At 60.7% G+C, this 22,292-nt stretch carries 10 protein-coding genes; 6 read left to right on the top strand and 4 right to left on the bottom strand.

The window, feature by feature from the left end; all coding sequences use genetic code 11:
• Positions 1-41 precede the first annotated feature (41 nt).
• The 5 genes from K663_RS02065 to K663_RS02045 all read left to right on the top strand — a co-directional run bounded on the left by K663_RS02065 (position 42) and on the right by K663_RS02045 (position 7,840).
• Positions 42-1,526, top strand: coding sequence for an ADP-ribosylglycohydrolase family protein (locus K663_RS02065; RefSeq protein ID WP_062113516.1), 1,485 nt, complete (start codon positions 42-44; stop codon positions 1,524-1,526).
• A gap of 134 nt (positions 1,527-1,660) precedes the next feature.
• On the top strand, positions 1,661-2,701 hold the full coding sequence (locus K663_RS02060) for a helix-turn-helix transcriptional regulator (protein ID WP_044661447.1): 1,041 nt from the start codon (positions 1,661-1,663) through the stop codon (positions 2,699-2,701).
• Between the two features lie 65 nt (positions 2,702-2,766).
• Complete coding sequence (locus tag K663_RS24575; protein WP_044661446.1) at positions 2,767-4,254, top strand: DUF2779 domain-containing protein; 1,488 nt, start codon at positions 2,767-2,769, stop codon at positions 4,252-4,254.
• Positions 4,255-4,325: 71 nt separating this feature from the next.
• Positions 4,326-5,558, top strand: a complete 1,233-nt coding sequence (locus K663_RS02050; protein WP_044661445.1) for an exonuclease SbcCD subunit D C-terminal domain-containing protein — start codon at positions 4,326-4,328, stop codon at positions 5,556-5,558.
• Positions 5,558-7,840, top strand: coding sequence for an AAA family ATPase (locus K663_RS02045; RefSeq protein ID WP_083535798.1), 2,283 nt, complete (start codon positions 5,558-5,560; stop codon positions 7,838-7,840). Before K663_RS02050 ends, K663_RS02045 begins: the two co-directional genes overlap by 1 nt.
• 34 nt (positions 7,841-7,874) lie before the next feature.
• Here the strand turns inward: K663_RS02045 and istB are convergent, their stop codons facing one another.
• Both istB and istA read right to left on the bottom strand, forming a co-directional pair.
• Positions 7,875-8,738, bottom strand: a complete 864-nt coding sequence (gene istB, locus K663_RS02040; protein ID WP_004211466.1) for an IS21-like element helper ATPase IstB — start codon at positions 8,736-8,738, stop codon at positions 7,875-7,877.
• Positions 8,735-10,237, bottom strand: a complete 1,503-nt coding sequence (istA, locus tag K663_RS02035) for an IS21 family transposase (RefSeq protein WP_011950689.1) — start codon at positions 10,235-10,237, stop codon at positions 8,735-8,737. Before istA ends, istB begins: the two co-directional genes overlap by 4 nt.
• 271 nt (positions 10,238-10,508) lie before the next feature.
• Here istA and K663_RS02030 point away from each other — a divergent pair, with 271 nt between their 5' ends.
• A complete protein-coding gene (locus K663_RS02030; protein ID WP_235589489.1) occupies positions 10,509-11,915 on the top strand; it encodes an SbcC/MukB-like Walker B domain-containing protein in 1,407 nt (468 codons plus the stop codon).
• A 180-nt stretch (positions 11,916-12,095) separates the two neighbouring features.
• Here K663_RS02030 and K663_RS02025 read toward each other — a convergent pair whose 3' ends face one another.
• Positions 12,096-14,777, bottom strand: coding sequence for a DEAD/DEAH box helicase (locus K663_RS02025; protein WP_083535797.1), 2,682 nt, complete (start codon positions 14,775-14,777; stop codon positions 12,096-12,098).
• On the bottom strand, positions 14,770-21,996 hold the full coding sequence (locus tag K663_RS02020) for a sacsin N-terminal ATP-binding-like domain-containing protein (protein WP_044661443.1): 7,227 nt from the start codon (positions 21,994-21,996) through the stop codon (positions 14,770-14,772). The genes K663_RS02025 and K663_RS02020 overlap by 8 nt, the downstream gene beginning before the upstream one ends.
• Between the last annotated feature and the right edge of the window lie 296 nt (positions 21,997-22,292).

Here is a 22,292-nt window from a genome sequence, read left to right as displayed (position 1 = left end):
ACTTCAAGCTGGAGCCATTAAGGTGGCTCGAAAGGACAAGAATGGAACAAAGAGACGCTGCCCATACCCCCCGCACCAGTTCGAGCCATCCACTGCAAATCGCGTTCGTCCAAACACACGCCAGCGGCGGCAGAATAGGGATCACATTCTGCCCCGGGAAAAAGCAGCCCGATTCACTAACGGGTGCGTGGGATCGCGACCTTTGCATCGACCTAGACGCCATTCAAGCTAGCGGAGCGGCGGCGGTGATTTCTCTCATCGAACCTCTAGAATTCCAGAGTCTCGGCGTGGATCGGCTCGGAGAGGAAGTACGCGCGCGCCACATGGACTGGTTCCATCTGCCCATTGCTGACGTGAGCATACCGGGTCCTTTGTTCGAGCAGGAATGGACCACCAGCGGCGCAAATCTGCGCTCACGCCTACGCCAGGGCTTCGACATAGTGGTACATTGTAAGGGCGGCTTGGGACGCGCTGGAATGATAGCCGCACGGCTGCTGGTCGAGTTGGGAACCGAACCAAGGGCTGCCATAGAGCAAGTGCGAAAGGCTCGTCCTGGAGCGATCGAAACGCACGAGCAGCTCACCTACGTGCAGCATAAAGTCGCAGTCGCAGAGGTTCGTCCCGCCAAGACGCCCGCGGCCACCCGTGATCGAGGCCGAGGCGCTCTGATTGGATTGGCCGTAGGCGACGCACTGGGAACGACATTGGAGTTTGCGCGCCGGGACACTTATCCCGTTCTTACCGACATGATCGGCGGCGGCCCCTTCGGTCTGAAGCCCGGCGAATGGACCGACGACACGTCAATGGCGCTCGCTTTGGCGGACAGCCTCATATCCTGCGACGGCATCGATGAAACGGATCTGATGAAGCGCTTCGTCGCGTGGCGAGATGAGGGAGCCTATTCATCAAACGGGCACTGCTTCGACATCGGCATGACCGTCAGCGCAGCATTGGCGCACTGGGAGCGATCGGGAAACCCCATCGCGGGATCAACAGACCCCACCACCGCGGGGAACGGGAGCCTGATGCGCTTGGCGCCAATCGCTCTGAGGTATCATGACGACATCCCCTCCCTTGAAGAGGCAGCAGCTCGTCAAAGCCGTGTCACGCATGGCGCGACTGAGGCCGTAGATGCCTGCGTCATCTACGGGCGAATGATCGCGATGGCGATTGCCGGCAAGAGCCTCCACGATGTTCTCAGCATCCCGGCAGAGGGCATAACCGAGAGGATCTCCCACATCGTGAGCGGATCCTGGCGCGGTAAGCCGAGGCGGGATATTCGCGCGTCAGGCTATGTGGCGCATTCGCTCGAAGCCGCACTCTGGTGCATCGGCCGGACCGGCAGTTTCGCCGAGGCTGTCCTCACTGCCGCCAATCTCGGCGAGGACGCTGATACGACAGCTGCCATTACGGGCCAGCTCGCGGGCGCCCTCTATGGCGAGAGCGGCATCCCGGAAGCTTGGCGAAATCGGATCGCCGGGTATCAACGCATCGGCGAAATGGCAGATCAGCTTTTGTTTCGGTAGATCCTCAAACCAGCGCTGTTCCTCCAGCCAACACCGCGCACCTCCACGAGTCGCAGGTCTCAATTTCCGCCTTTAGGCTCTTGAAAAAACGACGGGTGCGGTCGTAGTTGGACATAAATGGGGGGTAGTGCAGCATGACCGATCGTATGGCCAAACTGGATCGATTGTTGGCGCTCGTTCACGCGCTTTCGGAATCTACAGAGGGCCTGACTCTCGATGAAATGGCGGAGACGCTGGGCGTCAATCGAAGGACCGCCGAGCGCATGCGCGACGTCATCGCTCGGCACTTCGACCTTGAGGAAGTGACAGAAGATCGCCGAAAGCGCTTTCTCATCAGGGACAGCCTTCGCCGCGTCTATACCCGCCCCACTGCGGCTGAAGTTGCAGCCCTGCAAGCCGAGGTGGATGGACGGCGAGAAGCCGGACAGACGGTTCGCGCCGACCAGTTGGCGAACCTTCTGGCGAAGGTCAAAGGGGCCTTCGATGATCGCGAGAAGCGCCGCATAGATCCTGATTTAGAAGCGCTCACTCGGCTTCAGCGGACGATGGTCACCGCGGGACCTGTTGCGACCGTGCCGCCCGAGACAATCGCCACCGTCCAAGCCGCAATACTGTCCGGCAGCTGCCTCGAATTCAGCTATGCCGCCGTTCAGCAGCAGGAGCCTCGCTGGCGACGGGTCATTCCCTACGGCATTGTCCACGGGCCTCTGTCGTACCTGGTCGGAAAAATGCCCGACCGCGAAAACGATCCGGTCTATTATCGACTGGATCGTATGATCGAACCCCGGCTGAGCGAAAAGCTCGGCTGCGCCCCGGATGATTGGAACATTGACGCCTGGCTAGCCGACAGTTTCGCAGTTTGGCGAGATGAGAAGCAAGACGTCGTGCTTCGCGTCCACGCATCGGCAGCCTCGCGAGCGCGAGAGTGGCGCTTCCATCGCCATCAGCAGATCGAAGAACTGGAGAATGGAGATCTTCTCATCCGCTTCACCAGCGGCGGCATGCGAGAGTTGGCCGAGCATCTGTTCACTTGGGGCAACGAGCTCGTCATCGAGCAGCCTGATGCCCTGATTGAGATGATGCGCCAGCGCATCGTGGCTGCGTTGACGATGTTGCCGTCTCAGGCCCAGCCACCCGAAACGACCGCATTTGTCGCATCGACTGTGCATGGTTGAACCATGACGATCAGCTCTCCACGATTCTTCCTCCCCCTCCTCAACCTCATCATGAGGGTGGCAGCATGAGCGTCTCACCGCGCCCGCATGGTCTGTCCAAATCGAGGATCACCTATTTCGAGCAATGCCCGAAGCGGCTATGGCTATCGGTTCATCGCCCTGAACTCGCGGAAGACGATGAGGGCGCAGAAGCGCGGTTCGCTGCCGGGCACGAGGTTGGCGAGGCTGCCTGCTCGCTCTTGCCGGGCGGTGTCATGGTGGAGGCTGAACCCGATCTGTCCGCTGCGTTGGCGACGACGAAGGCTTTGCTGGAAAACGGTCACGAGGATCCGATCTTCGAAGCCACCTTTCAGCATGATGGCGTTCTGGTGCGGGTCGATATTCTCGAGCCAAATGGCCTTGGTGGCTGGCACATGGCCGAGGTCAAAAGCTCGACCAAGCCCAAGGACTATCACGTCAATGACCTAGCAACGCAGGTCTGGGTCGCCCGCGAAGCCGGCGTTCCAATCGAGAGCGCAGCGATTCGTCATCTGGATTCCGATTTCGTTCTCAAACCTGATGGGTCGCTTGAGGGCCTATTTTTCGACAGCGACCTCACTTCCAACATACAGGATCGCGTCGAAACGCGAGCCGCAGTAGTGGCAGCTGCACGCGAAACGCTCACTGGCACCGAACCCACCGTCCTTCCGGGCTCCCATTGCAACGGGCTCCCGTGCAATTTCGCCACATATTGCGAAGCAGCGCTTCCTCCCGGCCCGGAATGGCCTGTGACCGTGCTTCCATACGGGGGGGGCAATCAGTGGCTAAAGCGCGGGGTCGAGGATCTTTTCGAGGTCGACCCTGCGGCGCTGACCAATCCGACCCATCAACGGGTATTTCAAGCTACCCTTAGCGGCGAGCCCGATCACAATGTGGAAGGTGCCCGAGCCGCCATGGCAGATTGGGCCTTCCCCCGAACGTGGTTGGACTTTGAGACGATCGCTTTTGCCATTCCTCGCTGGGTGGGTACCCACCCCTATCAACAGGTGCCGTTCCAGTTTTCCGCTCATATCGAAGCGGAGGATGGAAGCCTTCAGCACCATGAATTCCTCAGTCTGGACGGGGCGGACCCACGCAGGGCCTGTGCCGAAGCGCTGGTAAGGATGATCCCCAGGTCGGGCGCGGTAGTCGCTTACAACGCTAGCTTTGAAAAGGGGCGCCTTCGCGAACTTGCTGACTTTTTCCCTGATCTGGCGGACAATCTCAACTCGATCATTGAGCGGGTCGTCGACCTTTTGCCGGTCACTCGCGCCAACTGGTATCACCGCGACCAACGTGGAAGCTGGTCGATCAAGGCTGTTCTGCCCACCGTCGCCCCAGATCTTGATTATTCAGAGTTGGAGGTCAAAGACGGCGGGAACGCCCAGGCCGCATATCTGGAGGCCATCTCCCCCGCAACGACGGAAGACCGCCGAGCGGCACTTGATACGGCGCTACGAGCTTATTGCGGACGGGACACGGAAGCCATGATCGTCCTTGCCAGACACCTCTGCCAGAGCGGAGATGGCTGCTAAGCCGCCGCTGACCATCTCCGCCGCAATCGAGTTACGTCCATTTCTGTCGCCAATTTTGCGAAATTGAACCCATGACCGAATCGATACCGGCCTTCCGGCTGATCCATAGTTCTGACTGGCACATCGGGCATGAGCTGTTCAGCCATGAACGAGAAGCAGAGCATGACGCATTTCTGTCCTGGCTTCTGGATCGCCTAATAGCCGAAGAAGCGGATCTGTTGCTCGTCACGGGCGACATATATGACGTAGCGAACCCGCCGGTGTCAGCCATGGCACGGCTTTATGCCTTCCTTCGGGACGCTACGGCGCGCTGCCCCAAGCTGCAGGTCGTCATCATTGGCGGGAACCATGACAGCGCAGCGAGGATCAATCTGCCCGCCGCACTTCTTGGACCAGGGCGTATTCACCTTGTGGGCTCCCTACCCCGTGAAAACGGCGTAGCGGACCTCGATAGATTGCTGATCCCACTCACCGGTCGGACGGGTAAGACCGCAGCATGGTTGGCAGCCGTCCCCTATTGCCGGCCGGGAGATATGGGCGCTGGCGGCCTTGGCGAGTTGTACGCCAATGTTCTGGCGGCGGGCGCTGCAAAAGCAGACGGATTGCCCCTCATAGTGACTGGCCACCTTCACGTCGCGGAAGGGGACATCTCCGAACATTCAGAACGTCGAATCACCGTAGGGGGTGAGGAAGCCCAAGCCACAGCGCTTTTTGACGACCGAGCAGCTTATGTTGCGCTTGGCCATCTTCATCGTCCTCAGACGATCAAGGGCGATACTCTGATCCGTTATGCGGGTTCACCATTCCCCTTGTCCGCAACGGAAAGGCTCTACCGCCATTCCGTCAGCATAGTCGACCTTGTGCCGGACGGCGCGAAGGCCCGAGAGGAAGAAATTCCCCGCATCGTCCCCTTTCTGACGATCCCGGGTGACGGCCCAAAGCCGATCAGTGAGGTTGAGGTCGCAATTCAGGGACTGGACTTCGATTCCGATCTTCCTCGCGGGCTGCATCCGTTTGTGGAAGTTTCGGTACTCGTTGATGGCCCTGAACCGAACCTACAAGCTCGGGTCATGGCGGCGCTCGATGGGAAGGCTGTGCGGCTGACGCGCATTGCACGGATCTCGGCTCGTGAGGCCACCAACCAAGCCATCGCTGAGCGCGATGTAGATCTAGCCGAACTCCTCCCTGATGCTGTTTTCGCAGAGCTGTTCGAGCGGGCTCACGGCAGCGAACCACCGGATGATTTGAAGCAAGCGTTTCAGACCCTTCTCATTGAGACTCAAGCATCGAGGGAGGACGCCTAATGCGTGTCCTAGCAATCCGCGGACGCAATCTCGCCAGCCTGAACGGCGATTTTGAAGTTGATTTCGAAGCCGAGCCACTAAGCGACGCCGGCATCTTTGCGATCACCGGCCCGACAGGCGCAGGGAAATCTACCCTGCTTGACGCAATGTGCCTGGCATTGTTCGATTCGGTACCACGTCTCGGCGCAGCACCGGCACGGGCCAAGTTCGAAACTGCCCAAGGTGACGAGTTGTCGGCAGGAGACCCTAGGGCCATCCTTCGGCATGGCTCCGGTGAGGGGTATGCGGAATTGGACTTCGTGGGCCGGGACGGCGAGCGATACCGTGCTCGATGGACCGTTCAGCGCGCCCGTCAGAAGACCGATGGCCGCATGCAGGCCACCCGGCACAACCTCACGCGCCTTGCTGACGGCGAGATCTTGGGTGGGACCAAAACTGAAACGCTAGCGGAGATTCACCGTCTCGTCGGTTTGTCAGCTGAGCAGTTTCGTCGGGCCGTCCTCCTGGCGCAGGGCGATTTCGAAGCCTTCATCAAGGCTGACGATAACGAGCGAGCCCAGCTACTCGAACGGCTGACCGGGTCACATATTTATGCGAGTCTTGGCCGCGCAGCTCATGAAAAGGCAACGACGCTCCGGGCCCAGCAGCAGGCAATCCTAGACCGCATTGAGGCGCAGAACGGCCTCGACGACGAAACACGCCGGATCGCCGAAGAGCAGCAAAGCGCCGCGAAGGACGTTGCAGATCGAACCGCGTCTGCGCTGGGAGAACTCTCCAAAGCTGTTCGCTGGGAGACCGATCGCATTGCCTTGGCCAACAAGGTGACGGAATGTGAGTTGGCCGCATCGATCGCGAACGCAGCCCGCGAAGAAGCCGCCCCTCGGCACGAAGCATTGCGCCTAAGCAAAGCGGCGTACGCGCTCGCCGGAGACTGGACCGCGGTCCAGGAAGCGGCCACGCAGGCGCAAAAAGCGCAGCAAACTGTTGTCCTGCGGCAAAGTGCACTTGAGCAGGCAAGCGAACGCGTAACGCAAACGGCAACCGAAGAAAATCAGGCGATAGCTAACGTCCAGGTCGAAACGGAACGGGTTGCGGCGCAATCTCCTGAGATCGAAGAAGCCCGCACGCTCGACCGCAAGCTTTCCGAAACAAGCGTATCACTCGATGGCATAGCAGGCGTCCGCGCTGCGCGCGCGCAAGCCCTATCCGAATGTAAAGAGGTTGAGAAGGCTGCCGGCGGTTCGTTGACTGAGGCCATAGAGACCCGAGACGTTCATGCATCGTGGCTTACGGCGAACGCCGGGCTTGCCACATTGGCTGCACAGCAGCAGGAACTCGCGGCAGAGCTCGTCGAGATCGCAGCCGTCGATATAAAGCTGTCCCAGCTTTCAGAGAGCGCAAAGGAAGCAGAGGCTTCCAAAATAGAGGCCAACGCCACATGGGAAGCCGCCAAGGCAGCCGAAGAGGGAACAGCCGCCGCTGCCATATGGGCTCGCAACATATTGGACGAGGCTAAGGCTTCAGCACCATCCGATGCTGCCTTCTCAGCGCTCATTGAAAAACGGGATCGCCTGGGAGGTCTTTCTCCTCTCCTAGTAGACTGGAAGCATCAAGAAGCTCAGGTACAAACATCCCGTGACCTCCTGGTTCGTCTGCGCAGCAATCTCGATGACGCTAAGGCCGAACGCAAAGATCTGGTCGTCCGGCATTCCCAGGTCAGCTCCTCCCTTCCTATTCTGCGAGCGCAATTGCAGGAGGCACGGCGTGCCGGCGAGCTAGCCGAAACGGCCTCGGGCGAAGCGGCAATGCAACTTCGCGCCACGCTTGAGGATGGACAGGCCTGCCCAGTTTGCGGAGCGACCGAACATGCGTTGAGTGCGATCGACTCGCTCTTGGGCCTACAGCTTCGGGAGCAGCGGGAGCGCATCGCCGAGCTGGACGCCTCATTGTCTTCAAAGACCGCTGAAGAGGCCGCCCTCACCGCAGGCATCCAGGCTACTGACCAGTCAATCCTCCGGCTGGACCACGACATAGAAAGTCAGACCGCTGCATTGGCTGCGGCCAGCAATAATGCCCAATCTGCCTTTGCAGTCCTGTCAGAAAAGTGCAGCTCGGTGGACCTTGATCCGGCCGGGCCTGACTTCGAAGCCACTCTGCAAAGCGAACTCGCCGCGCTGGATAAGCAGCGCGCTTCGATGACGGAGGCGAGGACCGCAGTCACGATTGCGCAGGTCGCCTATAGCGCGACGATCTGGGTGAGAGGTCAGCGACTATCAGGATGAGAACAGATTGTCGCGGCGGGTTCATGGTGCCGGGTTAGATTGTCGCTGGCAAGGGCGATTCTTCGCTCTGATTGTCGCTGATCGACATTTTCTCGATGGATTTGATTGTCGCGTATTTTGGGGTCCTTCCAGCCCCTGTCTGTCGCTGGAGGGCGGCCCTGCGACGATAGCTCTCGACATTCATCTCGAAGATGGTGGCGTGATGAACGAGACGGTCGACGGCCGCGAGCGTCATGGCGGGATCCGGGAAGACCCGGTTCCATTCGCCGAAGGGCTGGTTGGCCGTGATGAGCATGGATCGGCGCTCATAGCGTGCGCTGATCAACTCGAAGAGCACGGAGGTTTCAGCCTGATCCTTGGCGACATAGGCGAGGTCGTCCAGGATGAGCAGGTGGTATTTGTCGAGCTTGGCGATGGCGGATTCGAGCGCCAGTTCGCGGCGCGCGAGCTGAAGCTTCTGGACCAGCTCGGACGTGCGGGTGAACAGCACGCGCCAACCATTCTGGACAAGTTGCAGGCCGATGGCTGCCGCCAAGTGGCTCTTTCCTCCGCCCGGCGGGCCGAACAGGATGAGATTGGCGCCCTTTTCCAGCCATCCGTCGCCCGAGGTCATGGCCGTGACCTGCGCCCGCGAGACCATCGGCACGGCGTCGAAGGCGAAGCTGTCGAGCGTTTTGCCCGGTGGTAATCGTGCGTCGCTCAGATGACGTTCGATCCTACGCCGGTCACGTTCGGCCATTTCATGCTCGGTAAGTGCAGCGAGCAGTCGGGTGGCGGGCCAGCCCTCCTTGTCGGCACGTTCGGTAAACTCGGGCCAGATCACCTTGATGGCAGGAAGCCTCAACTCGTTGAGGATGAAGCTCAGGCGCTGGGCATCGACGTTATGGGCCTTGGTCATGCGGCCTCTCCCAGCAGCAGGGCATCGTAGTCGGTCAGGGGGCCAAGCTCGACCACCACCTCGGGCAACGCGGCCGGATCGGGCGAGAAGCGCGTTCGCAACGCGGCGATGTCAGGCAGCCGGCCTTCGTCAAGGTCCTGGGCGAGAAGATCGGCAAGCTCGGCCTCGCAGGCCCGTTCATGGGCCATGGACAGCAACTCGACCATCTTGCGGCAAGCGTCACGCTCGGACATGGCTTCGAGCAGCCGTTCGAACATGAGCCTGTACGCCTCGCGCGGGAACAACTGGTCGCGATAGGTCAGTTGCAGCAGGGCCATCGGCTTACGCCTGAGGCTATGGATCACGTGTCGGTAATCCACCACATAGCCATGTTCGGTAGCGCTTTTCGGGCGACCGCGTGGCCGGGTCATGAGATAACTGCCGCCCAGGAACAGATCGAGCCGATCATCGTAGAGGCGCACACGCAGTCGATGCCCGATCAACCGTGACGGCACCGTGTAGAACACCTTGCGCAGAACGAAGGTGCTGGACGAGGTGACGGGAAGGATATGTTCCTCGTAGTCGCTGGTGCGACGATCAGGTAGCGGTTTGAGCGTTGCCCTTTCGGTGTCGATGCGGGCGGCACTGCGCCGGTTCTTTCGGGCAACGATCTCGTCGATGAACCTGCGATAGGCCGCGAGGTCCTCGAAGTCGGTCGATCCACGCATCGCCAGCGCATCCTCCACCGCCGCCTTGAGATGGCCGTGGGAGCTTTCGACGCTGCCATTCTCATGCGCGATGCCGCGGTTGTTGCGGGTCGGCGTCATGCCATAATGTTCGCACAAGGCGTCGTAGCGTGTGGTCAAGTCCGCACGGGCATCGGCATCAAGGTTGCGAAACGCGGCCGACAGACTGTCGCTGCGGTGTTCGCCCGGCGCGCCGCCCAGCATCCAAAGCGCGTTCTGCAGCCCCTCAGCCAATGCGACATAGCTCTCGCCGCCCAGGATGACATGGGCATGTTCGAAGCCTGACCACACCAGGCGGAAGTGGTAAAGCAGGTGATCGAGGGGCGCACCCGCGATCGTGACTTTGAGGCTCCTCATGTCGGTGAAGTCCGAAAGGCCCATTCGCCCCGGCTCATGGGTCTGGCGGAAGATCACTTCCTGTTCCGGGCCATGAACGGCCCGCCAGGCACGGATACGACGCTCCATCGTGCGGCGAACCCCAAAATCGAGATCGGGATGGCGACGGCGCATCTCCTCGAAGATCGCCACCGCCCGCAAGCCAGGTGCCGCCTTCAGCATTGGTACGATCTCGCTCTCGAAGATCGATTCCAACGGATCAGGTCGCCGTCGGCCGCGGGGCGCTTTACGGTGTGAAGGAAGCACCGGATCGCTCGCGATCCGGTAGCCCGTCGCGGTGCTGAACCCGGCCTTCGCCGCAGCCACCGGGACCGGGTTGGTCTGTCGCAATTTCATGAAAAGCCTCATTTGATGATCGTTGACTTGGCAACCCGGCACTCACGGCATCTCCCTCCAATCTGGATATGCCAATGAATATTGGGTCGGCCCCGACGATCTGCGGCTCCTCCATTGAAGGGCCATCGGTTGTTGGGGTCTCGGCTACGGGCTTCGGGCTACGCCCTCCGTCCTTCACCGACACCCCAACAACCGATTCTCATCTTGATTGTCGCTACGCTCGCATCCTGTCAGTCGCCGCGCAGTCGCCGATGAAAAGGCTCGAAACGAGTGGGAGAAATGCCGCGCAGCCTCAAGTCTCACCGCTCAGACAGTGCGCGATATCGAGCAGCAATCGAGCGGCATAGCGGAACGCCAATTGCACGCTACCGAAACACGAGATCGGCTCGCGCGATCGATCGACGCAAGGTTCGGCGGCAGCGCACATTGGCGACAGTTACCTGACCCCGCAGCCTGGCTCGATGAATCTGCCAAGGCTTGGCGCGCCCATTCTGCGGAACATTCACGGCTCCTCGCCGCAATTCCGGGGCTGGAGAGATCCGTTGCTGACGCGCGTACGGAGACCGCCACAGCCACCGCCCGACTCGAAGAAATCGAGTCTCAAGCGAAGGGGTGGGAGGAAGATCATCTTCGGCAAACGGACGCTCGGAAAAGCCTGCTTGGCGGCGACACGGTGGAGATCGTCGTCGCCCGCAACGAAGCGGCCCTATCGCAGAGCCGCCGAGCTTTGGAAGTTGCCCAAGTAGAGGCCAGCAAGGCGCGAGAGCAGCAGGCGGCCGCAACCGCTCACAAAGAGTCCGCGGACCAAGAAGCAGAGCGCAGGATCAAAGACCATCTGGATCGCCAAGGTCGATTTCACGCACGCCTTACTGAGTTGGCGATCGAAGAAGACGCCGTCGCCGACGCAACTCGAGCGGGACAGGAGGCCATCGATCAGGAGGCTGAGGCTCTTGCCAGCATCGACAAAGCCGCAGAGCATGCCGCTGCCCTACTGATTCAACGGCAGCAGGATCTGACCCGCCACGATCAGACTGACCCTCCTTCCCTCTCTGGCGATGCCCTTGCTCAAGCGGTCAGCGAAGCCAAGCACGCGGGCGAGGCGGCGCAGAAGGCGCTCCAAGATGCCCAATTCGTGCTCCGCCGGGATGATGAGGTTCGGACGCAGACTACGAAGCTTCGTGCCGACTTGGAACGCGAGCGGGCAGCGGCGCGGGTGTGGCTCGCCCTTGATGAACTCATCGGCGATGCGACGGGCGCTCGATTCCGGCGCTTTGCCCAGGGGCTAACGCTTGATCGCCTGCTGGCGCACGCAAATTCGAGGCTTACGGATCTCAAGCCCCGCTATGAACTTCAACGCGCTTCTGGTGCCGACATGCTTATCCAGGTCGTCGATCATGACATGGCTGGCGAAATCCGCGGTGTGCACAACCTTTCGGGCGGAGAACGCTTCCTGATCAGCCTCGCCTTGGCGCTCGGCCTTGCCGAGATGTCCACCGGCCGCGGCCTCAAGATCGAAAGCCTGTTCATTGATGAGGGGTTTGGCGCATTAGATGGGGCCAGCCTCGGCCAAGCCCTATCGGTATTGGAGCACCTCCATGCGACGGGCCGCAGAGTGGGCGTCATCAGCCATGTCGAAGAGATCAAAGAACGGATCCCCGTGAAGATCGAAGTGACGCCCGTCGCCCGTGGCCGTAGCGAACTATCGGTGATCAGCGGATAGCCCGCTGGTTTTGTATCCTGACACGCTCCGATGTTCGGACTCAATATGGCCGCTGGCCTAACGGGGTGGCCGTTCATGAAAACTCCGGTCGGGCAGGCGCTGGCTGGCTCTTTTCGTTCTCACAGTCGGCACTTTCCGATACGTGCGTACGCTAGGAGCCGTTGAGAAAAGTGCGTTCGCTCAATCTGCCATCTCCTCAGGGACAAGCAACACTTCGCCTCTTACGGTCGGGCGGGTCATGCCTTCTGCGATGCCTGGCGCTGCTTCATAGGCGTGCGCCAGCAAGGCCTTGGTGAGCGTTGCCAGAGCCGCGCCTCCGTTTTGCAGGGAAGTTGTCGCGGCATCCGATCGGCCAAGACGGTTCAACCGCTGTAACAGTTCCCAGTCGCGAAGGATGTGCACCTTGCCCTCAGGATCCTGCCACGCCCCGATTACAACGCGGCTGACCGTTTGGCCTTGGCCAGTGACTTCATCGCTAATCGTGGCAACAAGCAGCGGAGAATCAAGCCTGTTGCACGTTGCGAGGAACACGTCGCGCCTCTCACTTTCCAGCAGAGCACGGTCGAACAGTGCATGGCCGACGCCTACCAATCTGGTCGGAGCCTGCTTTGAGTCGATCGGAGCGTTGCGATCGAACACGAGGCCCGTGTACTTCTTACTGATAGCGTAGTCGGACTTGCTCCAGGCATCGGGCGAGTTCACCTCTAATCCATCGGCGCGGCTCATGGCGCGCCGCCCCTGACGTTCAAGCTCGAGTTTCAAAAAGCGTTCGAGATCTGGCAGATCAACTTGGGGGAGATTACGCCCGACTTGTGCGAAATCGAAGCGGCTAACGCTGCCAAGCATATTCCGAACGCTCTCCACGACGTCGCGCCCACCAATCGTGGCGGAACGCTGATCGAACCATTGAGTCAGCCCTTCGCGCCCGCGCGTCTGCCCTTCGGCAAAGATCGCCTCGATCGTCGCCGGACCGCTCATGCCTACAACCAGCTGGCTGATGTCCTCGCGCTCGTCCATTGCGACGTCGAGTGCGGCCTGTATGCGCTCCAGCTTGGTATTGAGAAGATCCCAGATCCGAGCCTCGACAGTGTCCGGATTTCGCAGGATGAAAACTTGGACTGGCCGCTTCTGACCGTAACGCGACAGACGGCCAACGCGCTGGTGCAGCCGCATCGGGTTCCATGGCATGTCCACATGTACGAGCGTGGCGCAGCGTTCCTGAAGGTCGATGCCTTCTCCTGCGGCCTCCGTCGATACGAGGAAGCGCACCTTCCCACCGTTGAATGCGTCGGCGGCCGCCTCCCGAGTCCAACTGCGCGGGCCGCGGCTGCCATTAGCGAGCGAAAGGTCGTCGAGCCGTCCGTCGCCGTTGATGAAGGCGCAGCATCCATGCCCAAAGCGATCGTGCAATGCATCGACGACCATCGCCTGCGTCGCCTTATATTCGGTGAACAGCAGGACCGGTTCGTTTTCCGGCAAATCCTTGTCGATCAGGCCGACAAGTCGCTCGATCTTCTGCTCGTGCACGATCGGCTCAGCGAGTTCCAGCAGTTCATCGAGACGCGCGACCTCGCCGTCCATCAGCTCTACCAGCATCTGCGCCAAGGTGTTCTCTACCTGGATCGCCTGGTCGTCGAGCGTTTCAGCCTCCTCGGGAATGCTGAGTGCCACTCTCGCATTCTTGGCCACGGCCGCCAGCTTTGCCCGGCGCTTGATCAGCGCGCTACGGATAGCCGCGATTGAGGATGCGGCGAGCTTCTGCAGTGCAATTAGGAGCAGCATCCTGGCAGACTGCGCTCTTCCATCGAGTGTAGAGGCATAGGCGCGGCCGTCGATGATGAAGGCGCTCAGTGTTTCGTAGAACTTGGCCTCAGCTTCGGAGAAGGCATAGTCGCGCGTTTCGACTGTGACCGGCGTGAACAGGCGGTTGCCCTTGAGGTCGGTAACTGTAGCCTTGTTGTTGCGGATCATGAAGTCGGGCAACGCGGCGAGCTGCTCATCGACGTCCTTGTCCGGCCCGAACCGTTCGGCGTCGAGCAGACTAAGCAGAGACAAGAAACCATGATCCTTCCCGCGGTGTGGCGTGCCGGTGAACAGCAGCAGCGACCGGATTTTCTGTCTCCTCTCCATTTCCTTCAATAACTCAAGCGAAAGCGTCTCCCCTGTTCTCTCGTCGGCATGAAGGTGATGCGCTTCATCGACGACGACCGCGTCCCACGGCTCGGCATCAAGGAAGCGACTGGCCTCGGCGCGCCCCTCAGCGACCTCGCGCCTGAGTGTATGGACCGACGCAACGACCATCTGCGCCGTTCCCCAGAAATCGGCAGCGGGCTTGTCTACCTCGCGGTCGTATATCTGCAGGCGGAGATCGAACATCTGGCGCAGTCGCGCCTGCCACTGCGGTACCAATTTGGCGGGCGCGAGAATCAGCAGGCGGCGCACCTGTGCGCGTGCCACCAGTGGCATGAGGACCAGGCCCGCTTCGATTGTCTTGCCGAGCCCCACGTCGTCGGCGACCAACCAGCGGAACGGCCACTGCCGGTTGACCTTGTGACAGACCCAGAGCTGGTGTGGAAGTAGCTGCACACGCGAGCGCGAGAACACCCCCCACTGGTCGTTGACCGAACGGATCGCCAGTGCGCTGGCGCGCAGCAGGCCATCGGCGCTATCATCGAGCTGGCCGACGCCCAGAGCAAGTTCGAGCGAGCGGGCAAGGGCGAGTTCGGAGCGCAGGACCTGTTGGATTTCCGCGCCGAAACGAACCACTACCGTGGCACCGGTATCGGCAATGACTTGTCCCGTACCGTGTATCGGATGCGAAACGGGGGTATTTGGCGCTAGCGCATCGGTGGCATCAAGCATTTTCCGTCACCTCATCGAGATCAGGGGCGATCCAGGTTCCATCGAGAATTTGGGTGCGGGCGGGCAACCATCCGCGGCCGGGTTCACGGGTATTGAGCAGTTCTAGCGGCAAGTCGCCGTCTGTTCCGAAGGGCAGGTCGATTCCCACTTCATCAAGCACGGCGTCATACAAGGCCCGGCCCTCATCAATGCCGGATTCGAAATCGCCGAGGCGGATCGCACTGGCAAAGTGGCGGATTCGGAGCCGCGCGCTCCACGCGAAGGGTTGGACGATTTCCGCATCATCCTCGTCATAGACGCCACGCCTTGCCAGCTCACGCACGATCCAATTCGCGCCCATACCGAGGGACCGGGCGATCGGCGCGGCATCTAGCCCCATCCGGGCGACGATGTGGCTGCTGGACGGGCGCAACAAATCACGGAGCGCCAGTTGGTCGTCATGCTGGCGCACCATCTGTGGTAGATTGAGAAAAATCTCACGATAGGTTTCAAGATGCCTCGCGATCATGCACATATCGCCAAGGCAACGTCGCCACATGAGATAGTCGTCTGCCGCGCCGATCTCTGTCCAGTCGAGCAATCGCTGGACATACGGCTTCAATTCGCGATCACTTTCGTCGATGGTCGCGAGATCGCGCCACCACCCTTCGTTTACACAGCGCTCAATGAAGCCACGCGACTGCTGAGGCGTGATCCGGCCCAACGTCTGAAACGAACCGAGCGAGAGAAGCGTGAACCAGGCCACGTCATCCATATCGATGAGGTCCGCCGGGTCGCAGAGCTCGCCGTATGTGAGGCGATCATGCCGCGCAACTAGGGCAAAGCGGTTTTCCTCCCACCAAGAGGCCACGTCTTGAAGGATTGCCTCGGCGCTGCGTACGACATCATCCTCGAAATCGAACGCCGATTGGGGAGAAGTAGGATTTTCGCCGTTGTTGACGAGTCGGGCCTCGATCGAAAGCTGCTGCTGGCGGCTAAGCTGGCGATATTCTTTCAAAGATTGAAGGTCGGCGACGGTGGAGAGCCATTCGATCCCACCAATCTCGCTGGGGCGATCGGCCAAATAGGTGAGGGCTGCAAAAAGGCGAGCTGAGTCCTGATTAGCGGTTGCGAGATATTTGCGTACGATGATCTGAGAATAGCCCGCCAGCGCGCGCACGAGGTGAGCAAATTCCACCGCATTGCCCGTATAGTCAGAGTTAAGTCTGCCCGCGGCGGGCGCAAAGGCGGCGCGCTGTCGCTCAGTCTCGCCCTCCTGAGTCTCGCGTGTGTCTTGCGGGAACAATAACTGGTTAGAACGCACATAGCTGCCGTCCTCAGGCAGCAGTAGAACATCGCGCAACGCGCGCTCCGCCCGCTGGCGCTCCTCAGGATGCCAATTCTGGCGTTCGCTCGAATTGAACACCGTGCCGAACGCCGCAGCACGAAACGGATCAACACCCCCACCGGAGAACAGCCTCTCTGCGAGGACGCCAAGATCGATCCCGGCCACCTTGTCGAAGCCGAGTGCCTCTAGATTTGCGGCCCACCCCGCGTTTATCGCGTGGTTGTGAAAACCGAGATAATCGCCCCAAGCTCTAACGCGCTGCAATGTCACGGGATCTTCTAGGGTATTGCGATAGACGCCCTCAACCTCATCAGCGCAAACCAGACCGCCTCCGGACAGTGGTACCACCGGACATGCATCGACGAGCGCAGCCAGTCCCCGCAGTGCGTCAACTTGAAGAGACTGCCCAGCTCGCCCATGCAGTTCGAGCGCAAGTTGGTCGCGCGTGTCGTCGATCATACGGTCGATTAAGAGCGCGAAGAAATCGTCACGGCCATCGACAGCCAGGCCAGCTATAGGCGCGATCTCGTCCCAGCCCTGGAAAAGTTCGACTAGCCGATCACCAAGTGGCCCCCCAAGCGCGCGCATAGCGCGGCGTTTATCTTCTCCCTGACCATGGAGCCCGCGTCGCCCCTGGTCCATCTCAAACCGGCCGTCAATCAACCACGCGGCGTTCACCGTCTCGCCATCCAGCGGAGCAAGGTTCCACAGCCGGCTCCACCCCTTGGCGAACGGCACTGGCGTACCCGCGATGAGCTTGACGTAGAGATAATGCTGGCGGCCAAGATCAAGGCGCAAAGAGCGCTGATCGTGGCCATACTGGACCGCAGCAATACCTGGAGCGACCTCAGTGACGGCGGCTTCGCCACTACGGGTTTCGCCGCCGTCCTTGATCACCATTTCGCCGATTTCTGGCGCGGTAACGGGCAGGAACGGTGCGACCTCAACGAAGCAGTTCCACGCATCGGCGGCAGCATGCTCCAGACCGGGGGAAATCGGCATATCGATGATTGTCGCCGGCGCGTCTTTGGTGTTATGCAACTGCTGAAGAGCGCGGCCATCTTCCCACTTTTCGGGGATCATCCCACCTTTGATGCGAAAGCGCAGCCGCCCGCTCGCGACACCCACATTGTCGCTCAGCATGTGGGTCGTCTTGAAGCCAAGGCCGTGCTTGCCGTGATCGGCTTCCTTCTCAGATGAGTCCAGATCGAGCATATTATCGAGATCGCGCGCATAGCGGGCAGGCGTCAGCGGGCCGCCCGGCACGTTGACCGGCCGCCCCCAGTGAATGAAGCGAAGGTGGCAAATCGCGCCCGTTTCGTCGCGTTCAGCCTCGACGCGAACGTCGGAAGGCTGGCCTTTCTGACGGGCCGCATCGACCGCGTTCTGGAAGAGCTCAAACAGCGTCCGCGATGGCGCGTAGTTGCGCCGCAACATCTTCTCTCGGACCGACGCGAGCAATTCCTTGCCTGCCTCCGGGCGAGAGATCGCTGCCCACAGATTGTCCTTGGCGCGCTGCCGCGCAGCGGTATCGTCCTGTTCGTGGCGGCCCTGTTTGCGGTCGTCGTCGTAGCGGCTTAATGCCGATTTGAGATAAGTCCCGCGGGTCAGCTTCTTGATCCGCTCGGCCAAGCCGTCGCGGATGTCGGCGATTAGTTCGTCAAGAGTTGCTTGGTCGGAAGCGAGGTAGCCATCGAACTGGGCCAGCACCGCGCTAGACTGATTTTGCATTCGCATACCGATTGGTTCGACGAGCTTCTTCACAGCACCGCGCAGTAGATTCGTGGCGTGGGTTAGATCCCGCGGTTCGATCGGTGACATCGTCAGCTGCCAATTATGGGACCCGTCGCCCGCCTTTAAACAGCCATAGAGCAACGCGCCTTCACGCTCGGCCGCAGCCAGCACGATGGTGCCCGCGGCTGACAGAGCCAGCGCCCGGCCGTCCTGCACCGGAACTACGACCAGGCGCAGGCGCGCCATGTGGTCGGCCAGCGGATCGTACAAGCCCAGCTGTCGGCGCGATCTTTCATCAAGGTCTGCACATATGTCGTCGAAATCGGGATTGCCCATGAATTGGCTAGCGACCCGGCGAATGCCCTTGTCGCGCCCCAGCATGGCCAGAACCATTAGCACAGCAGTGTGCAGTTCATGGAAAGGTTGGAACGGCTTGAAGAGCGCCTCAACCATGTCCCCGATCGGCCTGCTCGCTACCTCTTTGCTAAGTGCGGCTGGCGAATGATTGGCGGGCACATCGAACTGCCATTGCCGTGCCAACAGATCACGCGATTCCACACCTGAAGCAGAGAGGGCCAACTCGTCGGCACGCGCAAAACGACCGGCCTCGCTCTCCACAAGCAGATCCGCGGGCAGAAAATCGGTTTCGATACGCAGGTCTGGAGCATGCTTCTCGAAACCGGCGCGCCACAACCTGCGGGCGGCCTCACCGACCTGACCATCGCGCGCGGCGATTCTGGCCAGCGCATTGAGTTGGTCAACGACGGCATCGAGATCGGGGTCGGCAAAGCGGATGCCGGCCATTACCCCTCGTAGCGCCTCTTCATCCGAAAAGTTGCGCAGCGCGCTAGCAACGATCGGCCAAGCGCCTTCGGCCAGCTCGCAGCGCGCGTGCGCAAGCTTTGTCAGATCCGCCCGCCCGTTCAACGTATCGACGATCAACCCCGCCAGGCGGCTTTCGGCCGCGTCGCGCAGCACCCGGCGGAAAGCCGTCGCTCGATCGTCGACGAGGCGATGGCGATCAAGCGCCGAAAGCAGTTCGGGGGACAAGTGCTCGCGGAGGACCGGGGTCTGTGCGGCCATCACTTGGGTCCACGCTTCGGCAGCGCAGATCGGCAGGTCGAGCACATCGCGCGGCGCCCGTCCGCGCCCATCCACCGCCAACCAATCCCGTGCACGCAGATTTGCATCCATCGAATCCTCGAGTGACGCGATACTGCCCAGCACCTCGGCTATCTCCGAGCAGAACCGATGCGGTTCGGCGCTGTCTAGGGCGAGCCTAACCTGGCGCTGCGGACTCCATCCGACTATCAGGTCATTTTGCACGGCAGACGCGCGCGGATCAGGCCAAGGGTCCAAATTCCGCACGAGGCTTCGCATGGTCACGGGAACGGCATTGAGCCCACCTCGAAGCAGGGTGTCCGCGCGGTGCAGTCCCTCCTCATTCATCGCCCGGTGCAACGCCAATTGCATCAGGACTTCTTTCGAGAGGCCCGACGTGAGTAAAGTTTCAGCCTGATTTTCGCTAAATGGCTCGACGAAGCTGCGCCGGCGCACCAGCTGTTCACCGAGCCAGGCCAGATCGAGATCCTCGATGTCGGTCTTGCGCGCCTCCTCGTGGCCGAGCTTGTCGGCGATGGCCGGGTCAAGCAGACGGATCGAGACATCATCCGCCATCAATTTATGGACGAGAGATCCCAGTGCCACAGGCAAGCCGACAAGCCGCGCCAACGTGACCTGATCACGTAGGCCCGGTTCGCCCGTTATCAGCCGCCGCATCAGCGGTGCGGGCATATGTTCGCGCAATTCCTTGAACAGTTCGACCCGCGCTAAAATCGGCCCGAATTGCAGAACTTTCCCCAGTACCGCGACCTTGTCGGATACCGTGTTCGACGAAGCCAGCGACATGCCCGGCGGCGGGGTGAGCGCGATATTCTGCCGCAAGTGGTAGATCACCGGCTCAACAATCGCGCTGGCAAGCTTTTCAAGCTGCGAGTGGGGGCCGTGGTGGAACAGCAGCTTCTCGCGCATGAGATCGAGAACTTCCGCGGGGGAGAGCATGATGTCTGCTCGATCATCAACCCGCACAACGGGGATGACCTTCAGCGATGCTGCCTTGCTGTCGCGCGCTAGTTCGGCAAGCGTCGGGCCGTTCTGCAAAACAAGTCCGATCAGTGCGAGCGCCTGATCAAAGATACGGCTTGGCCGCTGGGTCACCGGTTCAAGCACAGCCAGCAACGACACTGCTTCGTCACGCGCAAGCCTACGCGTTTGCTTCGCCTGCTCCTCGCTTATCCATTCTGCGCGAATGCACAATGTGTCTGGAAGTTCTGCAAGGCGAGCGAGCAACTCCGGATCGGTTACCGACTTGGGGAGGACGAGCACCTGATCGTGCGGCAAATGCAAAGTCAGTCGCCTGAGCTGGGCCATCGGCGCCAACTTCGTACCATTGTGCATCGCAGCCCGAAACGCATTCGCCATTGCGGCCCGGGCCAACGGACCAATCTCGCCTCCACTCGTGCTGGCATTGTAATCGAGAATTTCGACCAATGTATTGGCGGCATCCTTGCTCGATAGAGATGCTGGGGCGAAGCCGGCTACCAACTCGGCCAGCTCCCGATCCTCCCACGCAGGGCGCGCTTCGCCGAGCGTGACGCCTTGCGCGAGCACGAACTCATTTGCTGTGCACCAATCAAGAAAGCCCTTCCACGCCTCCGTGAGGCGGCGCGGGCGAGTTGCCTCGGAAGAAGGCATAGGGCGCAGCTGCGTCGCCTTCTCAATGCGCCAGTTGCTATCGCTCCCATCGAGTCGTCGCACCAGCGCGCGACCTCCGCAAATCGCTCTCGCCCTCTCCCCCCACCAACGACTTTCACCAAGAGCGCGAATCAGCTCATAGCGATCGTTGTTGGCTTTGATGCCGAGGACCGCCTGAGCCACCGCGTCGAGCACACAGGGGAGCGAAGCTTCGGCCTGCAAGGCTTCGTTCCAGCGAAGCTTGATCGCGTCCTGCCCCCTGTTACCGTCGTTAACAAGGATACTCGCGCGATTGCTCGACACAAAGAAGTCACCGTGGACGACGATGTCGACATTTTCATTTCCTGGCAGCGCGGGATCGCCAAGTACGACACTGCGGTCCTTGGCCGGGTCACCGAGTGGCAGATAGACACCCTGCCATATGCGTAGCCGCGCGGACTTACCAGGACCTACCGGGTGCCGGCAAATGATCGAAGCTCCATGTGGCGTGGCTTTCGCCTTGTCCAACCCGGTCAACGTCCAAGCAGAGGGCCAGTCATCTTCTTGTCTCAGCGTCACAGCCGTTCCGTCGGTGAGGCTGCGCTGGGCGCCATGTACCTCGCACGCTTTCCCGTTTACAGTGAAGCGCCCCCCAAACGCAGCCTCCATCTGACGCTGGGCGTCATCGCCCGGGCCGGAGAGGCGCGTGCCCCCCGGCTGGACTTCGGCGCGCCAGGGAATTTCGCCCGGGCATTCGATGTCGATCCGCGCGAGGTGACGCAGGCAACTTATTGTGGCGTGGAGCTGCTCGCCATCTACAATATCCTTCAATGCGTCGCGAGGATTCCATTGCGCTCTGGTCAGGCTAATCCGGGAGTCAGAACTGGGCCGCAGCGTATCAGTGCGCAACGGGATGTAAAGCACGAGCCCCATCGCCATCCCCTGACCATCGGCCCACTCAGCCAAGAGCATTTCGTCCTTCGCCGAAAGCGACTTCCATGCGCGGGCGTGATCGGCCTCAGCGATTTCCTCATACGGATTGAGGATCATCGTGGTCGGCTGAGGACCGCCATCGATCCGGGCGAACACGGGATATGCATCGCACAGGTGGTAAAGCGCCTTCTGGCCCAACCCGAAACGGCCGACTGCCTGCCCGTCACCACCCTTACTGCCACCGGCAGCTAGTTGTAGCCCCTCCCAGTTGCTCGAACTCACTGGACCATCATTGGCGACGAAGATCCCAGGCGCACGCAGCAGCACGTTGTTAGCATCAGGGAAGCCGTCGTGCCCCGCCAAGAGAAGCCTGCTAGCGCCAACATCATCAGCGTTTTGAATCAGTTCCTTGAAGATCGTGAATCCCGATCCGTAACTTTCCGAGAGCAAGGTCTGGATCTGCTGTATGGTCGCCTGCGGCGTGGTCTTCAATGCGGTCATGCAATTTCAACTCAAGAGTTTCTGAGGCCAATTATTCATCGGATGCGAGATTTCACCGATGGGCGGCCGCTAGGTTGTAAGCGCCAAAAACTCCGTGGCGCTACCCAGCAGCCAGCGATCACGAAGATCTGAGCGAGATTACGCTCCGCCCATATACAGGGTACGGGAGCGACGGTTGACGGCAGCTGGCGCTGAATTGATGGATTCTTGACATGCGCTTCAGCGTGGCACGATCAAGCGACAAAAATGGTCGCACCATCATTCGCCTCGAATTCCGTGCGCTTGGG

This window comes from Sphingobium sp. MI1205, from assembly GCF_001563285.1.
GTDB lineage: Bacteria > Pseudomonadota > Alphaproteobacteria > Sphingomonadales > Sphingomonadaceae > Sphingobium.
The sequence above is the reverse complement of the archived record's forward strand: the minus strand, read 5'-3'. Positions and strand labels throughout refer to the sequence as shown.